The organism is Pseudomonas brassicacearum subsp. brassicacearum (genome assembly GCF_008801605.1).
GTDB lineage: Bacteria > Pseudomonadota > Gammaproteobacteria > Pseudomonadales > Pseudomonadaceae > Aquipseudomonas > Aquipseudomonas brassicacearum.
In genome coordinates, this window is record NZ_VZPJ01000002.1 from 490,500 (window position 1) to 509,723 (window position 19,224).

Below are 19,224 nucleotides of genomic sequence, written 5' to 3' on the forward strand. Positions count from 1 at the left end.
TTGGCCAAGTAACGGGGGCAACTTGGGCCCAACTATTTAAGAGGACCTCCACGTGCCAGTCTTTTCTTTGTTACGTAACGCCTTGCTGGTCGGCGCCGGTCTGACGCTCGCCGTCAGCGTCCAGGCCGCCTCCACCGTGCATATTTATAATTGGTCGGACTACATCGGCGAGACCACCCTGGCGGATTTCGAAAAAGCCACTGGCATCAAGCCGGTGTATGACGTGTTCGATTCCAACGAAACCCTGGAAGGCAAGTTGCTGGCCGGGCGTACCGGTTACGACGTGGTGGTGCCGTCCAACCACTTCCTGGGCAAGCAGATCAAGGCCGGGGCGTTCCAGAAGCTCGACAAGGCGCAGTTGCCCAACTACGCCAACCTCGACCCTGCGCTGCTCAAGCGCCTGGAAAAGAACGACCCAGGCAACCAGTACGCCGTGCCTTACCTGTGGGGCACCAACGGCATCGGCTACAACGTCGAGAAGATCAAGGCAGTCCTGGGCGTCGAGAAGATCGATTCGTGGGCCATGCTGTTCGAGCCGGAAAACATCAAAAAGCTGTCCAGCTGCGGTGTTTCGTTCCTCGACTCGGGCGACGAGATGATCCCGGCGATGCTCAATTACCTGGGCCTGAATCCCAACAGCGAAGACCCTGAAGACTACAAGAAGGCCGAAGCCCAGCTCCTCAAGATCCGGCCTTACGTGACCTACTTCAACTCCTCCAAGTACATCTCCGATCTGGCCAATGGCGAGATCTGCGTGGCCGCCGGTTTCTCCGGCGACATCTTCCAGGCCCGCGCCCGTGCCAGTGAAGCCGGCAAGGGCGTCGAAATCGCCTATGTGATCCCCAAGGAAGGCGGCAATCTCTGGTTCGACATGCTGGCGATCCCGCGTGACGCCACCAACGTCAAGCAAGCGCATGCCTTCATCAACTATGTGCTCAAGCCTGAGGTCATCGCCCAGGTCAGCGATGTTGTCGGTTATGCCAACCCGAACCCGAAGGCTGGCGAACTGATGGACCAGAAAGTGCGCACCGATGAAGCGGTGTACCCACCGCAAGCGGTCGTCGACAAGCTCTACGTCAACTCCGAGTTGCCGCCCAAGATCCAACGACTCATGACCCGCAGCTGGACCAAGGTCAAGTCGGGTAAATAACGTCAACACTCTTAGGTTCGTCCGCGTGGGGCGAACTGCAAATTCTGTGGGAGTTTCGTAAATGGCAGTTGCCTCCGGCGCCTATAAGAAAGCCCTCGAGGGCGACCAGACACCCAAGCAGGTGTTGGTCAAAATCGACCGGGTCACGAAGAAGTTCGACGAGACGATTGCCGTGGACGATGTGTCCCTGGAAATCAAGAAAGGCGAGATCTTCGCCTTGCTCGGCGGTTCGGGATCGGGCAAATCCACCTTGCTGCGCATGCTGGCCGGTTTCGAGCGGCCCACCGAAGGGCGGATTTACCTCGACGGTGTGGACATCACCGACATGCCGCCCTACGAGCGGCCGATCAACATGATGTTCCAGTCCTACGCCTTGTTCCCCCACATGACCGTGGCGCAGAACATTGCCTTCGGCTTGCAGCAGGACAAGATCCCGAAAGCCGAGGTCGATGCCCGCGTGGCTGAAATGCTCAAGCTGGTGCAGATGAGCCAGTACGCCAAGCGCAAGCCACACCAGCTCTCCGGCGGCCAGCGCCAGCGCGTGGCCCTGGCCCGTTCCCTGGCCAAGCGGCCGAAGCTGTTGTTGCTCGACGAGCCGATGGGGGCCCTGGACAAGAAGCTGCGCTCGCAAATGCAACTTGAGCTGGTGGAGATCATCGAGCGGGTTGGCGTGACTTGCGTCATGGTGACCCACGATCAGGAAGAGGCCATGACCATGGCCGAGCGCATCGCGATCATGCACCTGGGCTGGATCGCCCAGATCGGCAGCCCGATCGACATCTACGAAACCCCGACCAGCCGGCTGGTCTGCGAGTTCATCGGCAACGTCAACATCTTCGAGACTGAAGTGGTGGACGACGCCGAAGGCCACGCGGTGCTGACCTGCAAGGACCTGGACCGCAACATCTACGTGGGCCACGGCATCAGCACCTCGGTGCAGGACAAGTCGGTGACCTACGCCATCCGCCCGGAAAAGCTGCTGGTCACCGCCGAACAACCGACCTGCGAGAACAACTGGTCCAGCGGCAAGGTCCATGACATCGCGTACCTGGGTGGCCACTCGGTGTTCTACGTCGAGTTGCCGAGCGGCAAGCTGGTGCAGTCCTTCGTCGCCAACGCCGAACGCCGCGGCCAGCGTCCGACTTGGGGCGACCAGGTATTCGTCTGGTGGGAAGACGACAGCGGCGTGGTGCTTCGCTCATGAACCTGCGCAAACTCAAACGCCGACTCGATCGAATAACGCCCGGTGGCCGCCAACTGGTCATCGGGGTGCCCTTCATCTGGCTGTTCCTGTTCTTCATGTTGCCGTTCTTCATTGTCCTGAAGATCAGCTTCGCCGAAGCCGACGTGGCCATCCCGCCGTACACCGAGATCTACAGCTACGTCGACCAGAAGCTGCAGGTGCTGCTCAACCTCGCCAACTACGCGATGCTGAGCGAGGACGAGCTGTACATTGCCGCCTACCTTGGCTCGCTGAAGATGGCGCTGATCAGCACCGTCTTGTGCCTGCTGATCGGTTATCCGATGGCCTATGGCATCGCCAATGCCCGCAAAGAGATGCAGACAGTGCTGGTGCTGCTGATCATGATGCCGACCTGGACCGCGATCCTGATCCGCGTCTACGCGTGGATGGGCATCCTCAGCAACAACGGTTTGCTCAACGGTTTTTTGCTGAGCATGGGTTGGATCAGCGAACCGCTGCAAATCCTCAACACCAACCTGGCGGTCTATATCGGGGTCGTCTACTCCTATCTGCCGTTCATGATCCTGCCGTTGTACGCCAACCTGGTGAAGCATGACCCCAGCCTGTTGGAAGCCGCGTCGGACCTGGGTTCGAGCACCTTCAACAGCTTCTGGAAAATCACCGTGCCGCTGTCCAAGAACGGCATCGTCGCCGGTTGCATGCTGGTGTTCATCCCCGTGGTGGGTGAGTTCGTGATCCCGGAACTGCTGGGCGGCCCCGAAACCCTGATGATCGGCAAAGTGCTGTGGCAGGAATTCTTCAACAACCGTGACTGGCCGGTGGCATCCGCCCTGGCGGTGGTGATGCTGGCGATCCTGATCGTGCCCATCATCCTGTTCAACCGCAGTCAGGCCAAAGAAATGGAGGGCAAGGAATGAAGCGCTTCAGTTTTTCAAGCCTGATGCTGGTGCTGGGTTTGCTGTTCATCTACGCACCGATGCTGATTCTGGTGATCTACTCGTTCAACGCCTCGAAGCTGGTGACGGTGTGGGGCGGTTGGTCGATCAAGTGGTACGTCGGCCTGCTGGACAACAGCCAGCTGATGGGTTCGGTGTTGCGCTCGCTGGAAATCGCCTGCTACACGGCGATTGCCGCGGTGGCCCTGGGTACGCTGGCGGCTTTCGTGCTGACTCGCATCACCCACTTCAAGGGCCGCACGCTGTTCGGCGGCCTGGTCACCGCGCCGTTGGTGATGCCGGAAGTCATCACTGGCCTGTCGCTGTTGCTGCTGTTCGTGGCCATGGCCCAGATGATTGGCTGGCCTCAGGAGCGTGGCATCGTCACGATCTGGATCGCCCACACCACGTTCTGCGCGGCCTATGTGGCGGTGGTGGTCTCGGCGCGCTTGCGTGAGCTGGACCTGTCCATCGAAGAAGCGGCGATGGACCTCGGTGCGCGGCCTTGGAAGGTGTTCTTTTTGATCACCATCCCGATGATCGCACCGTCACTGGCGGCGGGGGGAATGATGTCGTTCGCGCTGTCCCTGGATGACCTGGTACTGGCGAGCTTCGTCTCCGGCCCTGGCTCGACGACCTTGCCGATGGAAGTGTTCTCGGCGGTACGCCTGGGGGTAAAACCGGAAATCAACGCCGTGGCGAGCCTGATCCTGCTGGCGGTGTCGCTGGTGACTTTCCTGGTCTGGTACTTCAGCCGCCGCGCCGAAGAAAGCCGTAAGCGGGCGATCCAGCAAGCGATCGAAGAAAGCGCCGCCGACTCCTGGAAACAACCGGAAGTACGCAGGGCAGAGACCGCACCGGTCTAAACCTGTGGGAGCGGGCTTGCTCGCGAAAGCGGTGTGGCAGTCAATGAAAGTGTTGAATGTCAGGCCGCCATCGCGAGCAAGCTTGGCTCCCACAGGGTTTTTGGGTTGCCTATAAATCCGCGGCCAAACGCAGATCCAATGTGGGAGCGGGCTTGCTCGCGAAAGCGGTGGGCAGGTATTGGCCCTTCACTTCTTCAACGCGTCATGGGCCTCCAGCGCGCGCAGGGAGTAGATGTAGGCCGCGCCCGCGTTCAGGGACACCGCGGTGGCGAGGGTGGCGGCGATTTCTTCGCGGGTGGCGCCGGCCTTGATGGCGGCGTCGGTGTGTACGCCGATGCAACCGTCACAGCGCGTGGTGATGGCGACGGCGATGGAGATCAGCTCACGGGTCTTGGCGTCGAGCACGTCGTTTTCAGCCGCGGCTTCGTCCAGGGCCATGTAGGCCTTGACCATCTTCGGATTGCTTTTGCCCAGGGCGCCAAAGGCGCTCTTGATGGTAGGCAGCAGCTCGGACCAGTTATTGAACATAGCGTTGACTCCTAGTGGGAAAGGCGGGATTGCGCCCTTGTAGTCTTGACCATCAATGACGATCAAGCCCGGGTGGCGATGAAAAAGACTTGCGCGCCCGCTTCAGGGCGCCCGTGCCGGCAACAGTTTCAAGGTGCCATGGGTATTGGCCGTCACTTCTTCCTCGGCCAGGTGCGCCTGGTGATATAGCCCTTCTATGTACGCCTCGGCCTGGTCCTCGTAATGCTTGTCGAACGGCACGCCGCTCTGGCCGACGGGGTTGATGGTGACGCTGTGGGTCGGGTCGGCGAAGTCGATGATGCGCCGCGTCGAAGGCCCGTAGGTCACCGGCCAGGGCGCCGGACCGATTTTGGCGGAGAGGTTGTTGGGCACCTCGTGGGTACCCGGTGCGGCGAACGGGCCGACGTTGAAGATCCGGTCCAGCGGCTTTTGCAGGCCCAGCGGGTGGCCGTGGGTCAGGGTGTGGGCCTTGCCCCATTGCCATTGCGTGGCATCGTCGCCGAAGGTGACCTTCAGGTGCGCCAGGCTCTTGTCCCAGGCCTTTTTCACGGTATCGGCACGGGTCTCCGTGCCAAGGGTTGTGCGGTCATCCCACCACGGTGAATCCTTTGAAGCCGCCAGGCGTGGAAGGGCTGCGTCGATCACCCGGGTCGACAGCGCGGTTTCGAAGAGGCCATCGCCCAGTTCATCGTGCAGGGCCGCGTCGGCCAGATTGAACAGGAACTGGTTGAACAGCGTGGCACTGGTGGAGTCCAGGGGGTAATCGCCCGGCCATTGAGCCAGTTGTTCCACCCATTTTTGTTCCTGTGGGTCGCTGACCACTTCACGCAGCACCGGCAGCAAAGGCGCGAGCAGGCGAGGGCCGTAGGCGGTGGTGGTGCCCAGTTGCAGTTTCTGGGTGGTTTCGATGTCCCACTTCGCCTGCTTGTCGCTGAGTTGGTGGTTGAGTTGCTGGCCGCGGTCGGCGAGGTTGTAGTAACCCGGGATCTCGATGCCGCTGGCCGGCACCGGCTGGAAATTGGCCGAGACGATGTAGCCCCGCGCCGGGTTCTCTTCCTGCGGGTTGCTGGTGAACGGATAGAAGCCTTCCTTTTCCGCCTCCGGGCTGCTGCCATCGAGAATAAAGCCGGACTTCACGCCGGCCGGCCGCTTGGGTAATTGCGCGGCGGCCCACCAGCCGATGTCCCCCTTGGCGTTGGCCCACACCACGTTCAGCCCCGGTGCGTGGATCTTGGCCGAAGCGCCACGGGCCTTGGCGAGGGTGTCGGCGCGGTTGAGCTGGTAAAAAGCCTCGAGGATCGGGTTGCGGCTTTCCAGGAATCCCCACCACATGGCGACCGGGGTCTTGCCGGCATTCGCACCGAGGGCGTCGTTGACGATCGGACCGTGGGGCGACTGGCGCAGCACCAGCGTCACTGGCGCCTGGCCCTTGACCGCGATCTGCTGTTCGCTGCGGGTCATGTCCACCCATTTGTCGCGATACCAGACCTGTTCGGGATTGTCCGGGTTGACCTTCTCGGCGATCAGGTCCAGGTCGTCGTTCTGGAACATGGTGATGCTCCAGCCAAAATCCCGGTTCATGCCCAGCGTCGCGAAGGGCAGCAGCGCCTGGTACTGCCCGTAGAGTTCGAACCCCGGGGCCGACAAGTGCGCCTCGTACCACACCGAAGGTGTGGAAAAACGGATGTGCGGGTCACCCGCCAGCAACGGCTTGCCGCTGTGGGTGCGGTTGCCGGAAACCGCCCAGGCATTGCTGCCCTCGAACTGCGGCAGGCCGTTATCAGCCAGGGCCTGCTCGCTCAGGCGGGCCAGGGCATTGAGGTCTTTCCAGTCGGCGGCCGCCAGCGGCAGGCCGCCCTTGCGACCTTCGGCCAGCACGCCCTGAGGCTGCCAGTCGAGGTCGAAAATGTTCAGGTAGTTGGCACCCAGCACATCGCGCACGTAGGTCAGCAGGGGTTCGGTGCGAAAGGCCGCGGCGAAGCTGTAGGCCATGTAGCCGGTAATGCTCACGGTGTCTTCGGCGGTGAAGGGGCGCTTGGGAATGCCTAGCACATCGAATTCCACGGGCCGGGTGTGGCTGTCCTGATAGGCGTTGATGCCGTCCAGGTAGGCTTGCATGGCGATCCAGGCCGGGGATTGTGGGTCCTGCTCGGTCACATAGGCCGCGGCACGCTCGCGGATGCGCAGGCTGCGCATCAGCTTGTCGGTGTCGAGCAGTTTCGGCCCCAGCACCTCGGCCAGCTCACCACGGGCGAGGCGGCGCATGATCTCCATCTGGAATAGCCGATCCTGGGCATGGACATAACCGAGGGCGCGGTACAGGTCGGTTTCGTTCTCGGCACGGATATGCGGCACACCGCGTTCGTCGTAGCGCACCGTCACCGAGCCATGCAGCCCTTGCAGCTGCACCGTGCCCTGGCGGGTGGGCTGCTTGCTGTAGAGGTAGCCGCCCGCGACGATGATCGCGGTGACGATCAATGACAGGAAGGCGATGAGGGTGCGTTTCATGGTGATTCCTTATTCTGGTGACAGCGGCTCCATGGTCCCGCTGTTGATTCCCTGTTTAGCATATGGCTGCTTCCCGGTGCATCGTCCGTCGGAGGGATTTTCTCCAAGTCGCTTCGCGGGCGGGAGTATAGGCGGTGGACGATCTCGGGCAGTGGCTGGGCTTTGGAGGCCGGCGCCTTGAATCGGAAGGCTATCGTCGATCGGCACGGCAATCACGTCGGCCGTCGTCGAAGCGCAAAGGGATATGAGTCGGCGTGTGTCGCGAGGGCCGGCCACAGGAGGTTCCTGCGACCGGCGTAGGAGGGCGTTTCAACCGGTGATCGTCAAGCCATCGAACGATGGCCCGGCGGTTTCATCAGCTTGGCCGGGTAGTGGGTGCAGGTTCGTTGGACGGTCCGCCCTGGGGCCGCGCTTCGCCGCGTTCCGCCAGCTCCATATTGTCGCCAGCGCCTGGGTCTTTAGGCCTCGTGGCCAAGCTCTGAATCCACTCGGCTCCTACGTTGAGCCCCGCGACAGTGGCTTGCGTAGCCAGCTGGCTAGCGCCGCGAGCGGCGGTATAGAGGTTCTCGCCAGCGCGTCCCACACCTGGGGGTTGGGTATGGGGCAGGCTGTCCCGGTTTGGATTGGTGATGTTCTGCCACGGTACGTTTGCGCGTGCGGTCAGGTCGTCCTTGCCGTCGTTCAGCGCTTTGTTTTCCAGCGGTGCCGCCACGCTGTTGGCGAAGAACGGAAGCAGCGTCAGGCCCGAGGAGAAGAAGGTCGTGATGATCTGCTGCATTTTTTCCAGCGTCTCGGCATCTTCCCCTACCGCGGCGGCGTCTCCCACTGCGGTACGCATGGTAATACCTGCGCTTACGCCAACGATCCGGTTGGCATAGTCACTGATATTGGTCATGTTGGTCGGTAGCACTTTGCTTGATTCGGCCAGCGCCTTGGGCAGCAGCTCCTTCCATTCGCGTGTTTCGTTTTTGACCCGATAGGTTGGAATCTTCTCGTCACCGTGGGTTTGAGAGTATTTGGCCACTGCCTGGCCGCCGGCCATGAAGGCGCCACCGACGGCGGAGGCGAGGCTGCGAGCGCCGATGCCCGAGGCACTCACGCTCGTGAACTGATTCAGGGTCTCTCGTACCGCGTGAGCCGCGCCGAAAGCCAGGTAACCGGTGAAGTCGCCGCTGATGGTGCCAAAGTTATTGGCATTCTGTTTAAGCAGGAAACCGGTGCGCTTGTCTTCCTGCGTCTTGTCGATGGCCGCGCGTTGAGGATTAGCGACCCGACGTCCACCCACCGTAATGTCCTGCAGGGCCTTGGGGTATACCGACAGCGGATCAACCTTCTCCAGGCCACTGCCGATGGTTTTGTCGACGATGGTCTGGATTATGGGACGGGCGCTGTCGCTGACCACCTTATGGGCTGCACCCAGGACCGCCGATGTTCCTGCAGCATGTCCGGCGAGGTGCGTACCCGCCAGCTTCTCGTCGATCGCCGCGGTGGCGGCACCGAAGTGAGCCGAGGAAGCGAGGCCCTGCGGGATGCCTGCGTCGGCAAATACCGCCAGGCCCGTCAGGAATCCACTGTGGGTCTTGAGGTCAGCGACATAGTCCTGGCGTCCGACGTTCTTCAGCGCGGTGTCCAAAGTGTCGTTTTTCTTCGTCGCCTTTGCCAGTTCGCTAGGGCTGTTGTCTTCCTGTTCCTGGAAATCGTCAAACTCCTCCTGAACCGTGATCAGTTGGTTCAGTTCAGCAGTCGCCTGGTCTCGTTCGGGCTGGGAAAGGCTCTGATTGGTCATTGCACTGCGCGCATGCTCGATTCGGCTTTCCATGAAGGTATTCAAGCGCGTGGGCATGTCTTGCGTCATGGCTTGCATGATGCCTTTGGCATAACCGCGGAAGGCTTCATGGCTGTTTTGCAGAGGCGCAAGGTCCTTCTCTTCCGTGGTGCTATCGATGACTTCCTGGCACAACGAATGATAGGCGCCAAGGGTATTACCCATGCGCTCGCAGTGTTTGTCCCAGACGGCTTTGAAACCGCCGTCCTCTTTCCTGGCGTCCTCGTTCTTGCCCAGGTACTCGTTGAAGTCCTTGACGAATGCTTCGGTTTCTTCGTGGCCCGACAGCATCGGGTGAGGCGTGCCGCCGAGTTCGGTCAGGTGCTTCTGTACGTCTTGATAGCTTGTGCCTGGCGCGAAGTCCAAGACTGTACCTTCCAGGCTCATATGCGCTCGTGCGTAGCCAATGGGGTCGCTGTTGGGGTTTATGTCACTGAGGTTTCTGAGCTGTCCCGTCAGGCGATGTTGCCTGGTCTTGAGCGTTTGCTGGGTCTGCTCGGTCGGTTTTCCTTCGAAGTGATAAGGCACCAGGGGATTCGTGGAGGGCCGAACCTGCCCCGAGAGGCTGGTTCCCACCGGCGTGATCCGATCGTCCTGCTGGTGCAACGCCGCCGAGCTGGTGCTTCGTCCTACTGATAAATCTGGCATGTCGTGCTCTCCTAGATTGACAGGGCGCTGTTGAGCCCGGTGCTACGGGGGGTGGGTTTGTGCTGGGCGGTCTTGGCGGTGTCGTTTGGGTTGGCGCCGTCGAAGAAGTAGCCATCGCGCCAAATCAGCGCCATGTCGGCGGCACCGCCCATCAGCCCGAGCAGGCGCTCGGCCGTGAGGGTTTCCAGGGGGACGTGGCCGATCAGGATCACCTGTTCGCTGTCGCGGTTGTAGGACAGGGAAGGGCAGAACGCGCCGCTCAGCAGGTACAGGTTGGTTTCCAGCAGCCGTTGCAGGACCGCTTCCCGATTCGCCACCGGCAATGGCCCGAAGCTGCAGTAGATAAAGACGTCTCCCTCACCCACGCCAGGGGTGTGCTTCAGGGAAAAGTCCACATCCTTGACCGACAGGTTCGCCTGCTCGTAGAACGCTGACGGGGTAGGAATCATTGTGAGTTCGCAGAGCTGATCGATCAGCTTGCAATAGGTGGGTGACGCCATGAGTGACCTCGCATTGTCATCCAGGCGCCGACGAGCGCCTGCTGCCCATGGTGAGTGACACCTGCGGCATTTCGGTTCCAACTGCACGCCGCTGCCGTCCGATGGCGATGATCGAGGTGATCGGCGTGGAACCGCTGTCCGGTGATCTGCCACCCAATGGCGCCACCTCATTCAAGGTTGACCGCCCATGCCCCGATCACTTGCACCTTTGCCGGCCCTTCGATTCGTCCCTAAAGGGTTGTCCATGCTGGCCATGGGGACCTTGCTGTATGGCTGCCAGCACCTCGAACCGCAGTTGACCATCGGCGATCCGTTCGCCAACGAGCCTTACCGCTCGCAACTGCGCTGGCTTGAACCGGCGCCTACGGACACGATCATCCAGATCAGCGAGTCATCCCCGCAAAACGGTGGCGGCAGCCTGTGGACGCGCATGCGCCAGGGTTTTTCCTTGCAGGCCAAGACCCAGGGTGTGGCGCGCATCGATGAGCAGCGCCGCTGGCTGATGGATCGCCCGGCTTTTCTCACCCAGACCGGGCGCGCCGGCAGCCGTTACTTGCACTTCATCGTGGGTGAACTGAACAAGCGCAACATGCCGCTGGAACTGGCGCTGTTGCCAGCCATCGAGAGCGGGTTCAATCCGAACGCCCAATCGCCTGCCCAGGCCCTGGGCCTCTGGCAATTCATTCCCGCCACGGGGCGCCGTTATCAATTGCAGCAGCGGGGGGACTATGACGAGCGCCGGGACATTCCGTCATCGACGCGGGCCGCCCTGGATTATTTGTCCTACCTGCACGATTACTTCGACGGCGACTGGCTGCTGGCGCTGGCCGCCTACAACGCCGGGGAGGGGCGCGTACGCGACGCGATCACGCGCAATCGCGCCCGCGGCCTGGCGACCAACTATTGGAACCTGTCGTTGCCCGGCGAGACCCAGAACTATGTGCCGCGGCTGCTGGCGCTGTCGCAGTTGGTGAATACGCCCGCCGACTATGGCGTGAGCCTGGCGCCCATCGCCGACCAGCCGTATTTCCAGATGGTCGCCTTGGCGCAGCCCGTGGACCTGGCGCACCTGGCACAGTTGTCCGGTGTTCATGAGCGAGAGTTGCGCATGCTCAACCCTGCCGTGCGTGGCCGGGCCAGGGGACGCTTGCTGATGCCCCTGGATGCGTCGCACAGGTTGCTGGCCCAGCCGGACATGATCGCCAAGGCCGCGCTGCCCCGCGTGGCCGGTAGCGAAGAACAAGTGGTTGCCTCACCCGATACCGATACGGCCGAGCCGCAAGTGGCGGAGGTGGTAGTGCCGCCAGGGGTGTGAGCCGTTGCTTCCAGAAGCGGAACGCGGAGCGTCCCTGGCGGCATTCCCACGCGGAGCGTGAGGAACGATCTTCCACAACTCCCCACAACCTGATCTTTCGCTTAAATGAATAGCATTGAGCTGATCATCCAGGGCCTACAGGCAGCCCATCGCGACATTGGCCAGGCCGCGTGCGCGTGGGTCCATCAAGACGTAGGAGCCAATGGTGTTGCAGGCGAAGCCGAATGCCACGCCGCGTTCAGGGTCGGCAAACCCGATGGTGCCACCGGCGCCCATGTGGCCGAACGCCTCGTTGCCCATGCCATAACTGCCGTTCGCCACGTCTGGCTGGTTGAGCATGATGCCCAGGCCGAAACGCGTTCGGGTCTGGATGGTCGGGTCGTATTCGGCGCTGTGCTCGCGCAACATTTCGTTGAGCAGCGGTGACTCCAGCAGTTGCCCATCGAGCAGGCCGGTGTAGAACGCCGCCAGGCTGCGAGCATTGCCGTGCCCGTTGGCCGCCGGTTGGGTCATGCGTTTCCAGCCCGCCTCGTTACTGCGCCCCAGCACCATGGGTGGGTTGGCGAAGGCCAGTGTGCTCATGGCGGTCGGCTCGTTGAGCACGTCCGTCAGCACCCGGCCAAACGCTTCGTCGTCGATCTCGTCTTTGGTCCGTGCCATGTAGGCGCAGCGTGCGATGGTCGCGTCGTCCAGGCCGAGGTGGAAGTCCAGCCCGAGCGGCACCGCCACTCGCTGGTGAATGCTTTGCGCCGGCGTCAGGCCATCCACCCGGCGAAGCAGTTCACCGAGGATCCAGCCGAACAGCAAGGGTGAATAGGTTTGCTGTTCTCCGGCTGCGGCCCAGGGAGTTTCCTCGGCGATCAGGTCGGTCATGGTGTGCCAGTCGTAGAGGGTTTCCGGTGCCAGGGGCGTGCGCAGCGCCGGCAGCCCGGCGCGGTGGCAAAGCACCTGGCGCACAGTGATGGATGCTTTGCCGGCGTTGGCGAATTCGGGCCAGTACTGGCAGACCGGCGTGTCCAGGTCCAGGCGTCCTTCGCCGACCAGTTGCATGATCGCCACCGCCGTGAAGGGCTTGGTGCAGGAAAACAGATTGAGCAGCGTGTCGCGCTGCCAATGGCTGTCCGGCTCCGGCCCGGCAATGCCGGCCCACAGGTCGATAACGATTTCGCCGTCAATCTGGATGCAAAGGGCGGCGCCGCGTTCGAAGGGGCTTTGCATCAGCTGGATAAACGCCGCTTTGACCGGTTCGAAACGGGTGTCGCATTGGCCATGGATAGCAAGTGCACGCGTCATGTCAGCTCCACATACGGGTTGGTGTTTCCTTTGAGTGACCGTGGCCGTGCAAACGGTTCACCGACAGGTAGACCCCATGTGGGAGCGAGCTTGCTCGCGATAGCGGTGCGTCAGCCAACATTGAAGTGACTGATACACCGCCATCGCGAGCAAGCTCGCTTCCACAGGGATCTTTTTTGGCGAGCCCTGCCACTCAGGAGCAATGATTGATGCCCCTGGAGAGTGTTCATGGCTTACGAACGTACCCTTGATTTGAATAGCGACGCGTTTCGCGGCGAGGCTTACCGGCATTATGCGGCGCTGCGCCAAGCGTCCCCGGTGTTCTTCAGCCAGGCCGAAGGGCAGCTACCGATGTGGTACGTCACCGGCGCTCGGGAAGTCGAGGAGGTGCTGCTGGACAACGAGCGCTTCGCCCGTGACCCGTCGCGGATCGATGCGCAGTTCGCTGCGATGCTCGGCGGTGAGCAATCCATCGCATTTCTTAACGACCACATGCTCAACCGCGATGGCGACAGTCATCGCCGCTTGCGTCGCCTGGTCAACAAGGCGTTCACCTTGAAGGCGGTGAACGCCCTGCGGCCGCGTATCGAACAGATCGCCGAGACCTTGCTGGAGCCCGTGCGGTCGAGCGGGCAAATGGACGTGGTGGGCCAATATGCATTCCCCTTATCGATCACCGTCATCGCTGAGCTGCTCGGCGTCCCCGCACAAGATCGTGACGATTTCCGCCGTTGGTCCCACATGATCGTCCAGCAGGTGGGGCACGACCTGAGCGAGTTGCAGCGTTGCTACAACGAATTCGCGGGCTACATGCTCGCGCTGATCGACCGGCGTCGAGCACAGCCGGGCGATGACCTGGTTTCGGCGCTGGCGCAGGTCGAGGAAGAGGGCAGCATGCTCAGCCAAAGTGAGCTGTGCAGCATGATCGCGCTGCTGATCATCGCCGGGCACGAAACGTCGGCATCGATGATCGCCAATGCGGTGCACATGCTCGTGCAGCATCCGAAGGCGCTGGCGCGATTGCGTGACGAGCCGGCGTTGATGCCTGGCGCGGTCGAGGAGTTTCTGCGCTATGACTCCTCGGTGGAGCGGGCCATGGTCCGCTTCGTTACCCGGGACACCGAACTGGCGGGACAACGTTTGCTGCGCGGGCAACTGCTGATCGCGGTGGTGGGTTCGGCCAATCGTGACGAAGCGCTGTGTGCAAATCCTGACACGCTCGACATCACTCGCCCGGCCTGCCCGCACATGTCGTTCGGTAAAGGCACGCACTATTGCCTGGGCGCCTCGTTGGCCCGGCAGGAATTGGAAATTGCATTGAACACACTTCTTCGGTGCTGCCCTGGGCTGCAATTGGCGGTCGATCCCGGCGCCGTACGCTGGCGCTATGTGCCCAACTTCAGGGGGCCGGAGGCGTTGCCGGTGTGTTGGTCGGTGGGCTGAGGTGTTCATGAAAAAGGGGCTGCTGCGCAGCCCGGCGGGAGCAAGCTCCCTCGTCACGGGTTTATCGATTGAACAGCGGGGGCTGTGAGGGCTGTGCAAAAAATGGCATCGGCTCGAATGAGCGCAGGCCCATGCCGAAAAAAGAGGCGGCTCGCCCGACTGTCCAGCCGGACGAGCCGTGGATTTACACCAGGCTGGTCTCCTTGTTTTGCGCTGGCGCTGAAAGGGTGGTGGATGCCGTGTCGCCTGGCGTCAGGTGCAGTCCATAGAGCACGACGTCCGCACGGTTATCAGCGAACCGGGCAATCCCTGGAAAGCGTCCCCATTGGGTCGCGCCAAGCCCTTGTACGCCGCGTTTGCTGGCCTCATTGTGCTCGATGATCCAGGCCACCAGCGTCTCGAAACCATACTGCCTGGCCAACACCACCGCAGCTTGGCCAAGGCGGATGCCGACGCCGCTGCCAATGTGGTCGCCGCGTACGTAGATCGACACTTCACCGGTCAATCGGCAGGCCTGGGCGCCCCAACAGAAGCGGTTGACGATCAACCAGGCAACGACTTCGCCAGCGCGTTCGAGCACGTAGATCGGATCACCCTCTTTGACGAAGCAGTCGACGAAAAACGTCATTTCCTTCAGGGAAAACGCTCTGAGCACGGGGGAGCTGGTACCTCCCAGAGCGCTTTCGTTGAAGATATCTGTCATCACCGGCAAGTCGTCGGGGGTGTAGCGGCGCACGCCACGTGGCAGGTCGGGCCGGCTGTTCAAGCGATTATTGGTCATGGCCGGGCTTCTCCATAGACGCTTCGTTTGAGTTGTTCACGCGCACGAAACAACCTTGAGCGTACGGTGCCAATGGGGACGCCCAGACGTTCGGCGGCATCGCGGTAGCTGCTCTCGGTATCGACGGCGGTCCACAGAGTATCGCGCATGTCCTTGGACAGCGCGTCCATGGCTAACAGCGTACGGTCCAACAGCCGACGGTTGTCGCACAGTTCACTCAGGTCAATGTCGTCACTGGACTCGTGGAACTCGCTTTCGTCGAAAGTAGTCAGCGGCGGCTGCGCGTAGAAGCGGCGGAAATGGTTGCGGATCAGGTTGAGGGCGATGCCGCACAACCAGGTGTCCTGCTTTGCCAGCCCTTTGAACTTCTGCTGGTTGCGCCAGGCTTCCAGGTACGTGAGCTGGATGATGTCATCGGCGTCGTCTTGATTGAGTACACGTTTTTGCACAAACAGACGCAGCTTGCGTTCCTCGCCGAAGCAGATGCCTGGCGCACCGGTGGGTGCCGGGGAGGTTTGCGGTGGGGCCATGAGATTCAGGCTGTTCATCAATAAATCCCTCTGGGTAGGTTCCATAGCGTCGATCCACATGTCGACGTTCCTCCCATCAGCAGGACCTGTGCCAAGCCCGTTTAACGAGTTATCTAATTGATAAACAAGCATTTTTATCTAGTGCTTTTGCTCTATTTGTGCAAGGTCATGCACAGGCGTCCCAAGTCCCACTGCATGAAATTGCACCGAGCAAACGCTCGGGAAGAGGCCTGTGGCCAACCCACTGGAATCGGCCAGAAAAGGTCATCACCGTGATGGAACTGAATGCTGAATCGCCGCCACCCACTGAGCGTCCGAAACCACGCTCACGGCCATCATGAAAGTAGAAGCCCCGACAAATGCGCATATTGCCGCCAACCTTGCCCAGGCCGTTTCGGCCGTCGTGGGCATAGGCACGCCTGTCGAGTCGTTCCAGGCCGTGCAGTCCAATTCGATGGAGGAGGTCGGCATGACCTTCAGCCATCACGTGGAGCGCAATACCAAGGCGCTGAGCCAGCGGCGCATCCGCAATGCTCGTAGCGAAGTGGGTCAGACGCGGGTCGAGACGCGTGAGCAATTGGAGGAGTGGTACGACCAACTTGGCCACCCAGGCAAGCAGAGCCTGGGGGCAATGGCCGCCCAGGCTGGTTTGTTGCTGCGTGGCGAGCCAGTGCTTGAAGAGGTGGTGCAGTCCACCGGTGGTGACCCGGCCCGTACCGACCTGATCCTGCAGCAAGCGTTGCGCGAGGCCGAAGTGCAAGGTCGTCTCGTCGAGGCCAAGCGTGCTCGCGACTACCTGCAGCTGTTGCGCGAGCGTTATGGCGCGCAGATCCAGGCGGGCATGAACATCGCCGAGGCCTTGCGCGCTGCGGGGGGCGATCCTGAACTGCGCCAGGCGGTACGGCGACTCTATTACGACACCGTGGTGCTCAAGCAGTCGTTGCCCACCATGATGCAGGCGTTGCTTGGTCTGTTCGGCGAGGCGGCATTCGTGCCGGGGCTGGACATGATGCGCCGGGCACTGGCTGACGACATCGCTGCGCACACACCATCACGTCCTACCGCCTTGTTGCGCACGCTGTTGATCGGCCTGGCCGCCTCGACGCAACTGGGCAGTGTCCTGCACAGCTGCCGCCGTTTGCTCGAGCAACTGGCCTACAGTTGCCCGGCCAGCCAGCTCACGGCCGTGCTGTTGCTCCAGCGCATGCTGGGGTTTGTCAGCAGTGGCCTGTCGGCGGCGGAAGTACGGCGTATCGGGCGTGAATTGGGTGGAGAAGAGGAGCGGGACCAACTGGTCTCCCTGAACGGCCTGTACCCCTTGCTCAAGCGTTTGCCGCTGCCCCTCTGGCGCGATAGCAAAAGCCGACAGACAGCGCTGAAGAACCTGCTGGTGCTGCTCGATGAGCGCTCCCGTGGCGAGCCCCGATGCCAGACCGCTGCCCCGGTGATTGGAGCGCGCTCATGATCGCCCTGTTGAACAAAGTCGCCAACGAAGCGGTGCGGCGCATCGAGGTGGTCGGGGCGTTCGTGGTGCTCGGCATCGTGTTCATGCTGATCCTGCCCTTGCCGACCCCGGTGGTCGATGCGCTGATCGCGATCAACATCTGTATCTCCTGCCTGCTGATCGTGATCTCGCTGTACCTGCCGCGGCCGTTGGCATTTTCCTCGTTTCCCGCGGTGCTGCTGCTGACCACGCTGTTCCGGTTGGCATTGTCGGTGGCGACCACCCGATTGATCCTGCTCCAGGGCGACGCCGGTCATATCGTCCAGGCGTTCGGCAATTTTGTGGTGGGAGGCAACCTGGCGGTCGGGTTGGTCATCTTCCTCATTCTGACGGTGGTCAACTTCCTGGTGATCACCAAAGGCTCGGAGCGGGTCGCCGAAGTGGCGGCGCGATTCACGCTGGATGCGCTGCCGGGCAAGCAGATGTCCATCGACAGCGACCTGCGCGCCAACCTGATCGATGTCACTGAAGCTCGGCGGCGCCGCGAGGAGCTGAACAAGGAAAGCCAGCTGTTCGGTGCGATGGACGGGGCGATGAAATTCGTCAAGGGCGACGCCATCGCAGGCTTGGTGATCGTGGTGATCAACCTCATCGGCGGCTTTACGGTCGGCATGATGCAGCACGACATGGGCGCGTCCGAATCGATGCACTTGTATGCCGTGTTGACCATCGGTGACGGTCTGATCGCGCAGATTCCGGCACTGCTGATTTCCCTTACTGCGGGCATGATCATCACCCGGGTGTCGCCGGAAGGGCAGCCAGCGGGTAGCAGCGTCGGCAAGGAAATCGCCCAGCAATTGACCGCCGAACCCAAGGCCTGGGTGATCGCTTCGGTGGGGATGCTCGGTTTTGCGGCCTTGCCCGGCATGCCCACGCTGGTGTTCATCGTCATCGCCTTGATCACCGGCACCGCCGGCATCGTTCAGCTGTACTCGCGCGCACGGCAGGTACGCCAGGGCAAACAACCAGCGGAGGTCGTGGCTCCCGCACACAATGGTGCTGAAGACCTGCGCAGCTTCGACCCGACCCGCGCCTTTCTTTTGCAGTTTTCCAAAGCCATGGAAGGCAATGCGGCCGCCGAGGAAGTCATCCAGGCGATCCGCAAGAAGCGTAACGCGCTGGTGGCCGGCTTTGGCCTGACCTTGCCGCCCTTTGAGATCGAATACAGCGTGCTGCTGGAAGACGACGAGTTCCGCTTCTGTGTGCATGAGGTGCCGATGTTGCGGGCAACCTTCGGTGAGCGTATTGCCGTGGCGCGCGGGCCGCTGCCGTTCGAACCGCGCGACGGGCTGGTCGGCAACGAGGTGCGTGACGAGCAGCAGTGGCTATGGCTGACGCCTGACGATCCGCTGCTGGCGGACGAACGCGTGGAGGCGGTGCCGGCTGCCGAGTTGCTGGTGGAGCGGATGAGCCGCGCCATGTTCGCCACGGGCCCGCAATTCTTGGGGCTTCAGGAAAGCAAGTCGATTCTCAGTTGGCTCGAAGCAGGTCAGCCAGAGCTGGTGCAGGAGCTGCAGCGGACCATGCCACTGGCGCGGTTTGCCGCCGTGCTCCAGCGCCTGGCCGGCGAAGGCGTCCCGCTGCGTGCAGTGCGCCTGATCGCCGAGTCGTTGATCGAGCATGGGCAGCATGAGCGTGACGTCGGTGCGCTGACCGACTACGCGCGCATCGCCCTGAAGTCGCAGATCTATCACCAGTACCGCGACGAAAACGGCCTGCACGTGTGGTTGTTGACGCCGGAAACCGAAGGCCTGCTGCGCGACGCGTTGCGCCAGACCCAGACGGAAACCTTCTTTGCCCTGGAAAGCCTGCATACCCGCGCCCTGGTGATGCAGTTGCGCGAAGGTTTCCCGTTGCGCGCCAAGCGCGTGGCCGTGCTGTTGGTGGCGCAAGACTTGCGGGCGCCGCTGCGCGATCTGTTGCGCGACGAGTTCAATCACGTGCCTGTACTCGCCTTCAGCGAGTTGCACAGCAACGCCCAGGTCACCGTGCTGGGGCGCTTTGACCTCGAGCAGGAAAAACTACGGATGGAGGATGCCGCGTGAGGGGCTTGTCTTGGCACGCCAGCAGCGGTGTCTCCACGTAACGATGCAAATCCAGGTGCGTTCGATGGCCTGGCTGTGACAGAGGACGGGGGCCGCCGGTGCCCCGTCGTACAACCGGACCGTGGGCGAGCATCTGTCGCCCCTTGAGG

General features: G+C 61.9%; 15 protein-coding genes. 8 read left to right on the plus strand and 7 right to left on the minus strand.

Annotation, left to right across the window (positions count from 1 at the left end):
• Positions 1–52 precede the first annotated feature (52 nt).
• The 4 genes from F7R20_RS08020 (at position 53) to F7R20_RS08035 (ending at position 4,155) form a co-directional block, all read left to right on the plus strand.
• The gene (locus F7R20_RS08020) at positions 53–1,150 is read left to right on the plus strand and encodes a polyamine ABC transporter substrate-binding protein (RefSeq protein ID WP_003206636.1); all 1,098 of its coding nucleotides are present in this window, start codon (positions 53–55) and stop codon (positions 1,148–1,150) included.
• Between the two features lie 61 nt (positions 1,151–1,211).
• Entirely contained in the window at positions 1,212–2,354 is a 1,143-nt protein-coding gene (locus F7R20_RS08025) for an ABC transporter ATP-binding protein (protein ID WP_003206635.1), read from the plus strand.
• Positions 2,351–3,271: an ABC transporter permease subunit gene (locus tag F7R20_RS08030; protein ID WP_003206634.1), complete on the plus strand. Its 921-nt coding sequence runs from the start codon at positions 2,351–2,353 to the stop codon at positions 3,269–3,271. Before F7R20_RS08025 ends, F7R20_RS08030 begins: the two co-directional genes overlap by 4 nt.
• On the plus strand, positions 3,268–4,155 hold the full coding sequence (locus tag F7R20_RS08035; RefSeq protein WP_003206632.1) for an ABC transporter permease subunit: 888 nt from the start codon (positions 3,268–3,270) through the stop codon (positions 4,153–4,155). The genes F7R20_RS08030 and F7R20_RS08035 overlap by 4 nt, the downstream gene beginning before the upstream one ends.
• 186 nt (positions 4,156–4,341) lie before the next feature.
• Here the strand turns inward: F7R20_RS08035 and F7R20_RS08040 are convergent, their stop codons facing one another.
• The 4 genes from F7R20_RS08040 to F7R20_RS08055 form a co-directional block, all read right to left on the minus strand.
• Entirely contained in the window at positions 4,342–4,683 is a 342-nt protein-coding gene (locus F7R20_RS08040) for a carboxymuconolactone decarboxylase family protein (RefSeq protein ID WP_003206631.1), read from the minus strand.
• 102 nt (positions 4,684–4,785) lie between these two features.
• Complete coding sequence (locus F7R20_RS08045; protein ID WP_003206630.1) at positions 4,786–7,191, minus strand: penicillin acylase family protein; 2,406 nt, start codon at positions 7,189–7,191, stop codon at positions 4,786–4,788.
• Positions 7,192–7,546: 355 nt separating this feature from the next.
• The gene (locus F7R20_RS08050) at positions 7,547–9,664 is read right to left on the minus strand and encodes a hypothetical protein (protein ID WP_003206627.1); all 2,118 of its coding nucleotides are present in this window, start codon (positions 9,662–9,664) and stop codon (positions 7,547–7,549) included.
• Positions 9,665–9,675: 11 nt separating this feature from the next.
• Positions 9,676–10,164, minus strand: coding sequence for a CesT family type III secretion system chaperone (locus tag F7R20_RS08055; RefSeq protein ID WP_003206625.1), 489 nt, complete (start codon positions 10,162–10,164; stop codon positions 9,676–9,678).
• A 187-nt stretch (positions 10,165–10,351) separates the two neighbouring features.
• Between F7R20_RS08055 and F7R20_RS08060 the strand changes: the two genes are divergently transcribed.
• Complete coding sequence (locus F7R20_RS08060) at positions 10,352–11,479, plus strand: transglycosylase SLT domain-containing protein (protein WP_003206623.1); 1,128 nt, start codon at positions 10,352–10,354, stop codon at positions 11,477–11,479.
• Between the two features lie 135 nt (positions 11,480–11,614).
• Here F7R20_RS08060 and F7R20_RS08065 read toward each other — a convergent pair whose 3' ends face one another.
• Complete coding sequence (locus tag F7R20_RS08065; protein WP_003206621.1) at positions 11,615–12,772, minus strand: EstA family serine hydrolase; 1,158 nt, start codon at positions 12,770–12,772, stop codon at positions 11,615–11,617.
• Between the two features lie 228 nt (positions 12,773–13,000).
• Here F7R20_RS08065 and F7R20_RS08070 point away from each other — a divergent pair, with 228 nt between their 5' ends.
• The gene (locus tag F7R20_RS08070) at positions 13,001–14,215 is read left to right on the plus strand and encodes a cytochrome P450 family protein (RefSeq protein ID WP_003206620.1); all 1,215 of its coding nucleotides are present in this window, start codon (positions 13,001–13,003) and stop codon (positions 14,213–14,215) included.
• 184 nt (positions 14,216–14,399) lie between these two features.
• On the opposite strand, the gene F7R20_RS08075 is transcribed toward F7R20_RS08070, so the two are convergent.
• Together F7R20_RS08075 and F7R20_RS08080 are read right to left on the minus strand one after the other, a co-directional pair.
• Positions 14,400–14,996, minus strand: coding sequence for a GNAT family N-acetyltransferase (locus F7R20_RS08075; protein ID WP_003206619.1), 597 nt, complete (start codon positions 14,994–14,996; stop codon positions 14,400–14,402).
• On the minus strand, positions 14,993–15,544 hold the full coding sequence (locus F7R20_RS08080; protein ID WP_003206618.1) for an RNA polymerase sigma factor: 552 nt from the start codon (positions 15,542–15,544) through the stop codon (positions 14,993–14,995). The genes F7R20_RS08075 and F7R20_RS08080 overlap by 4 nt, the downstream gene beginning before the upstream one ends.
• Positions 15,545–15,863: 319 nt before the next feature.
• On the opposite strand from F7R20_RS08080, the gene F7R20_RS08085 reads away from it, so the two are divergent.
• Entirely contained in the window at positions 15,864–16,991 is a 1,128-nt protein-coding gene (locus F7R20_RS08085) for a TyeA family type III secretion system gatekeeper subunit (RefSeq protein ID WP_003206617.1), read from the plus strand.
• A complete protein-coding gene (sctV, locus tag F7R20_RS08090) occupies positions 16,988–19,075 on the plus strand; it encodes a type III secretion system export apparatus subunit SctV (protein ID WP_003206615.1) in 2,088 nt (695 codons plus the stop codon). The genes F7R20_RS08085 and sctV overlap by 4 nt, the downstream gene beginning before the upstream one ends.
• Positions 19,076–19,224: the final 149 nt, after the last annotated feature.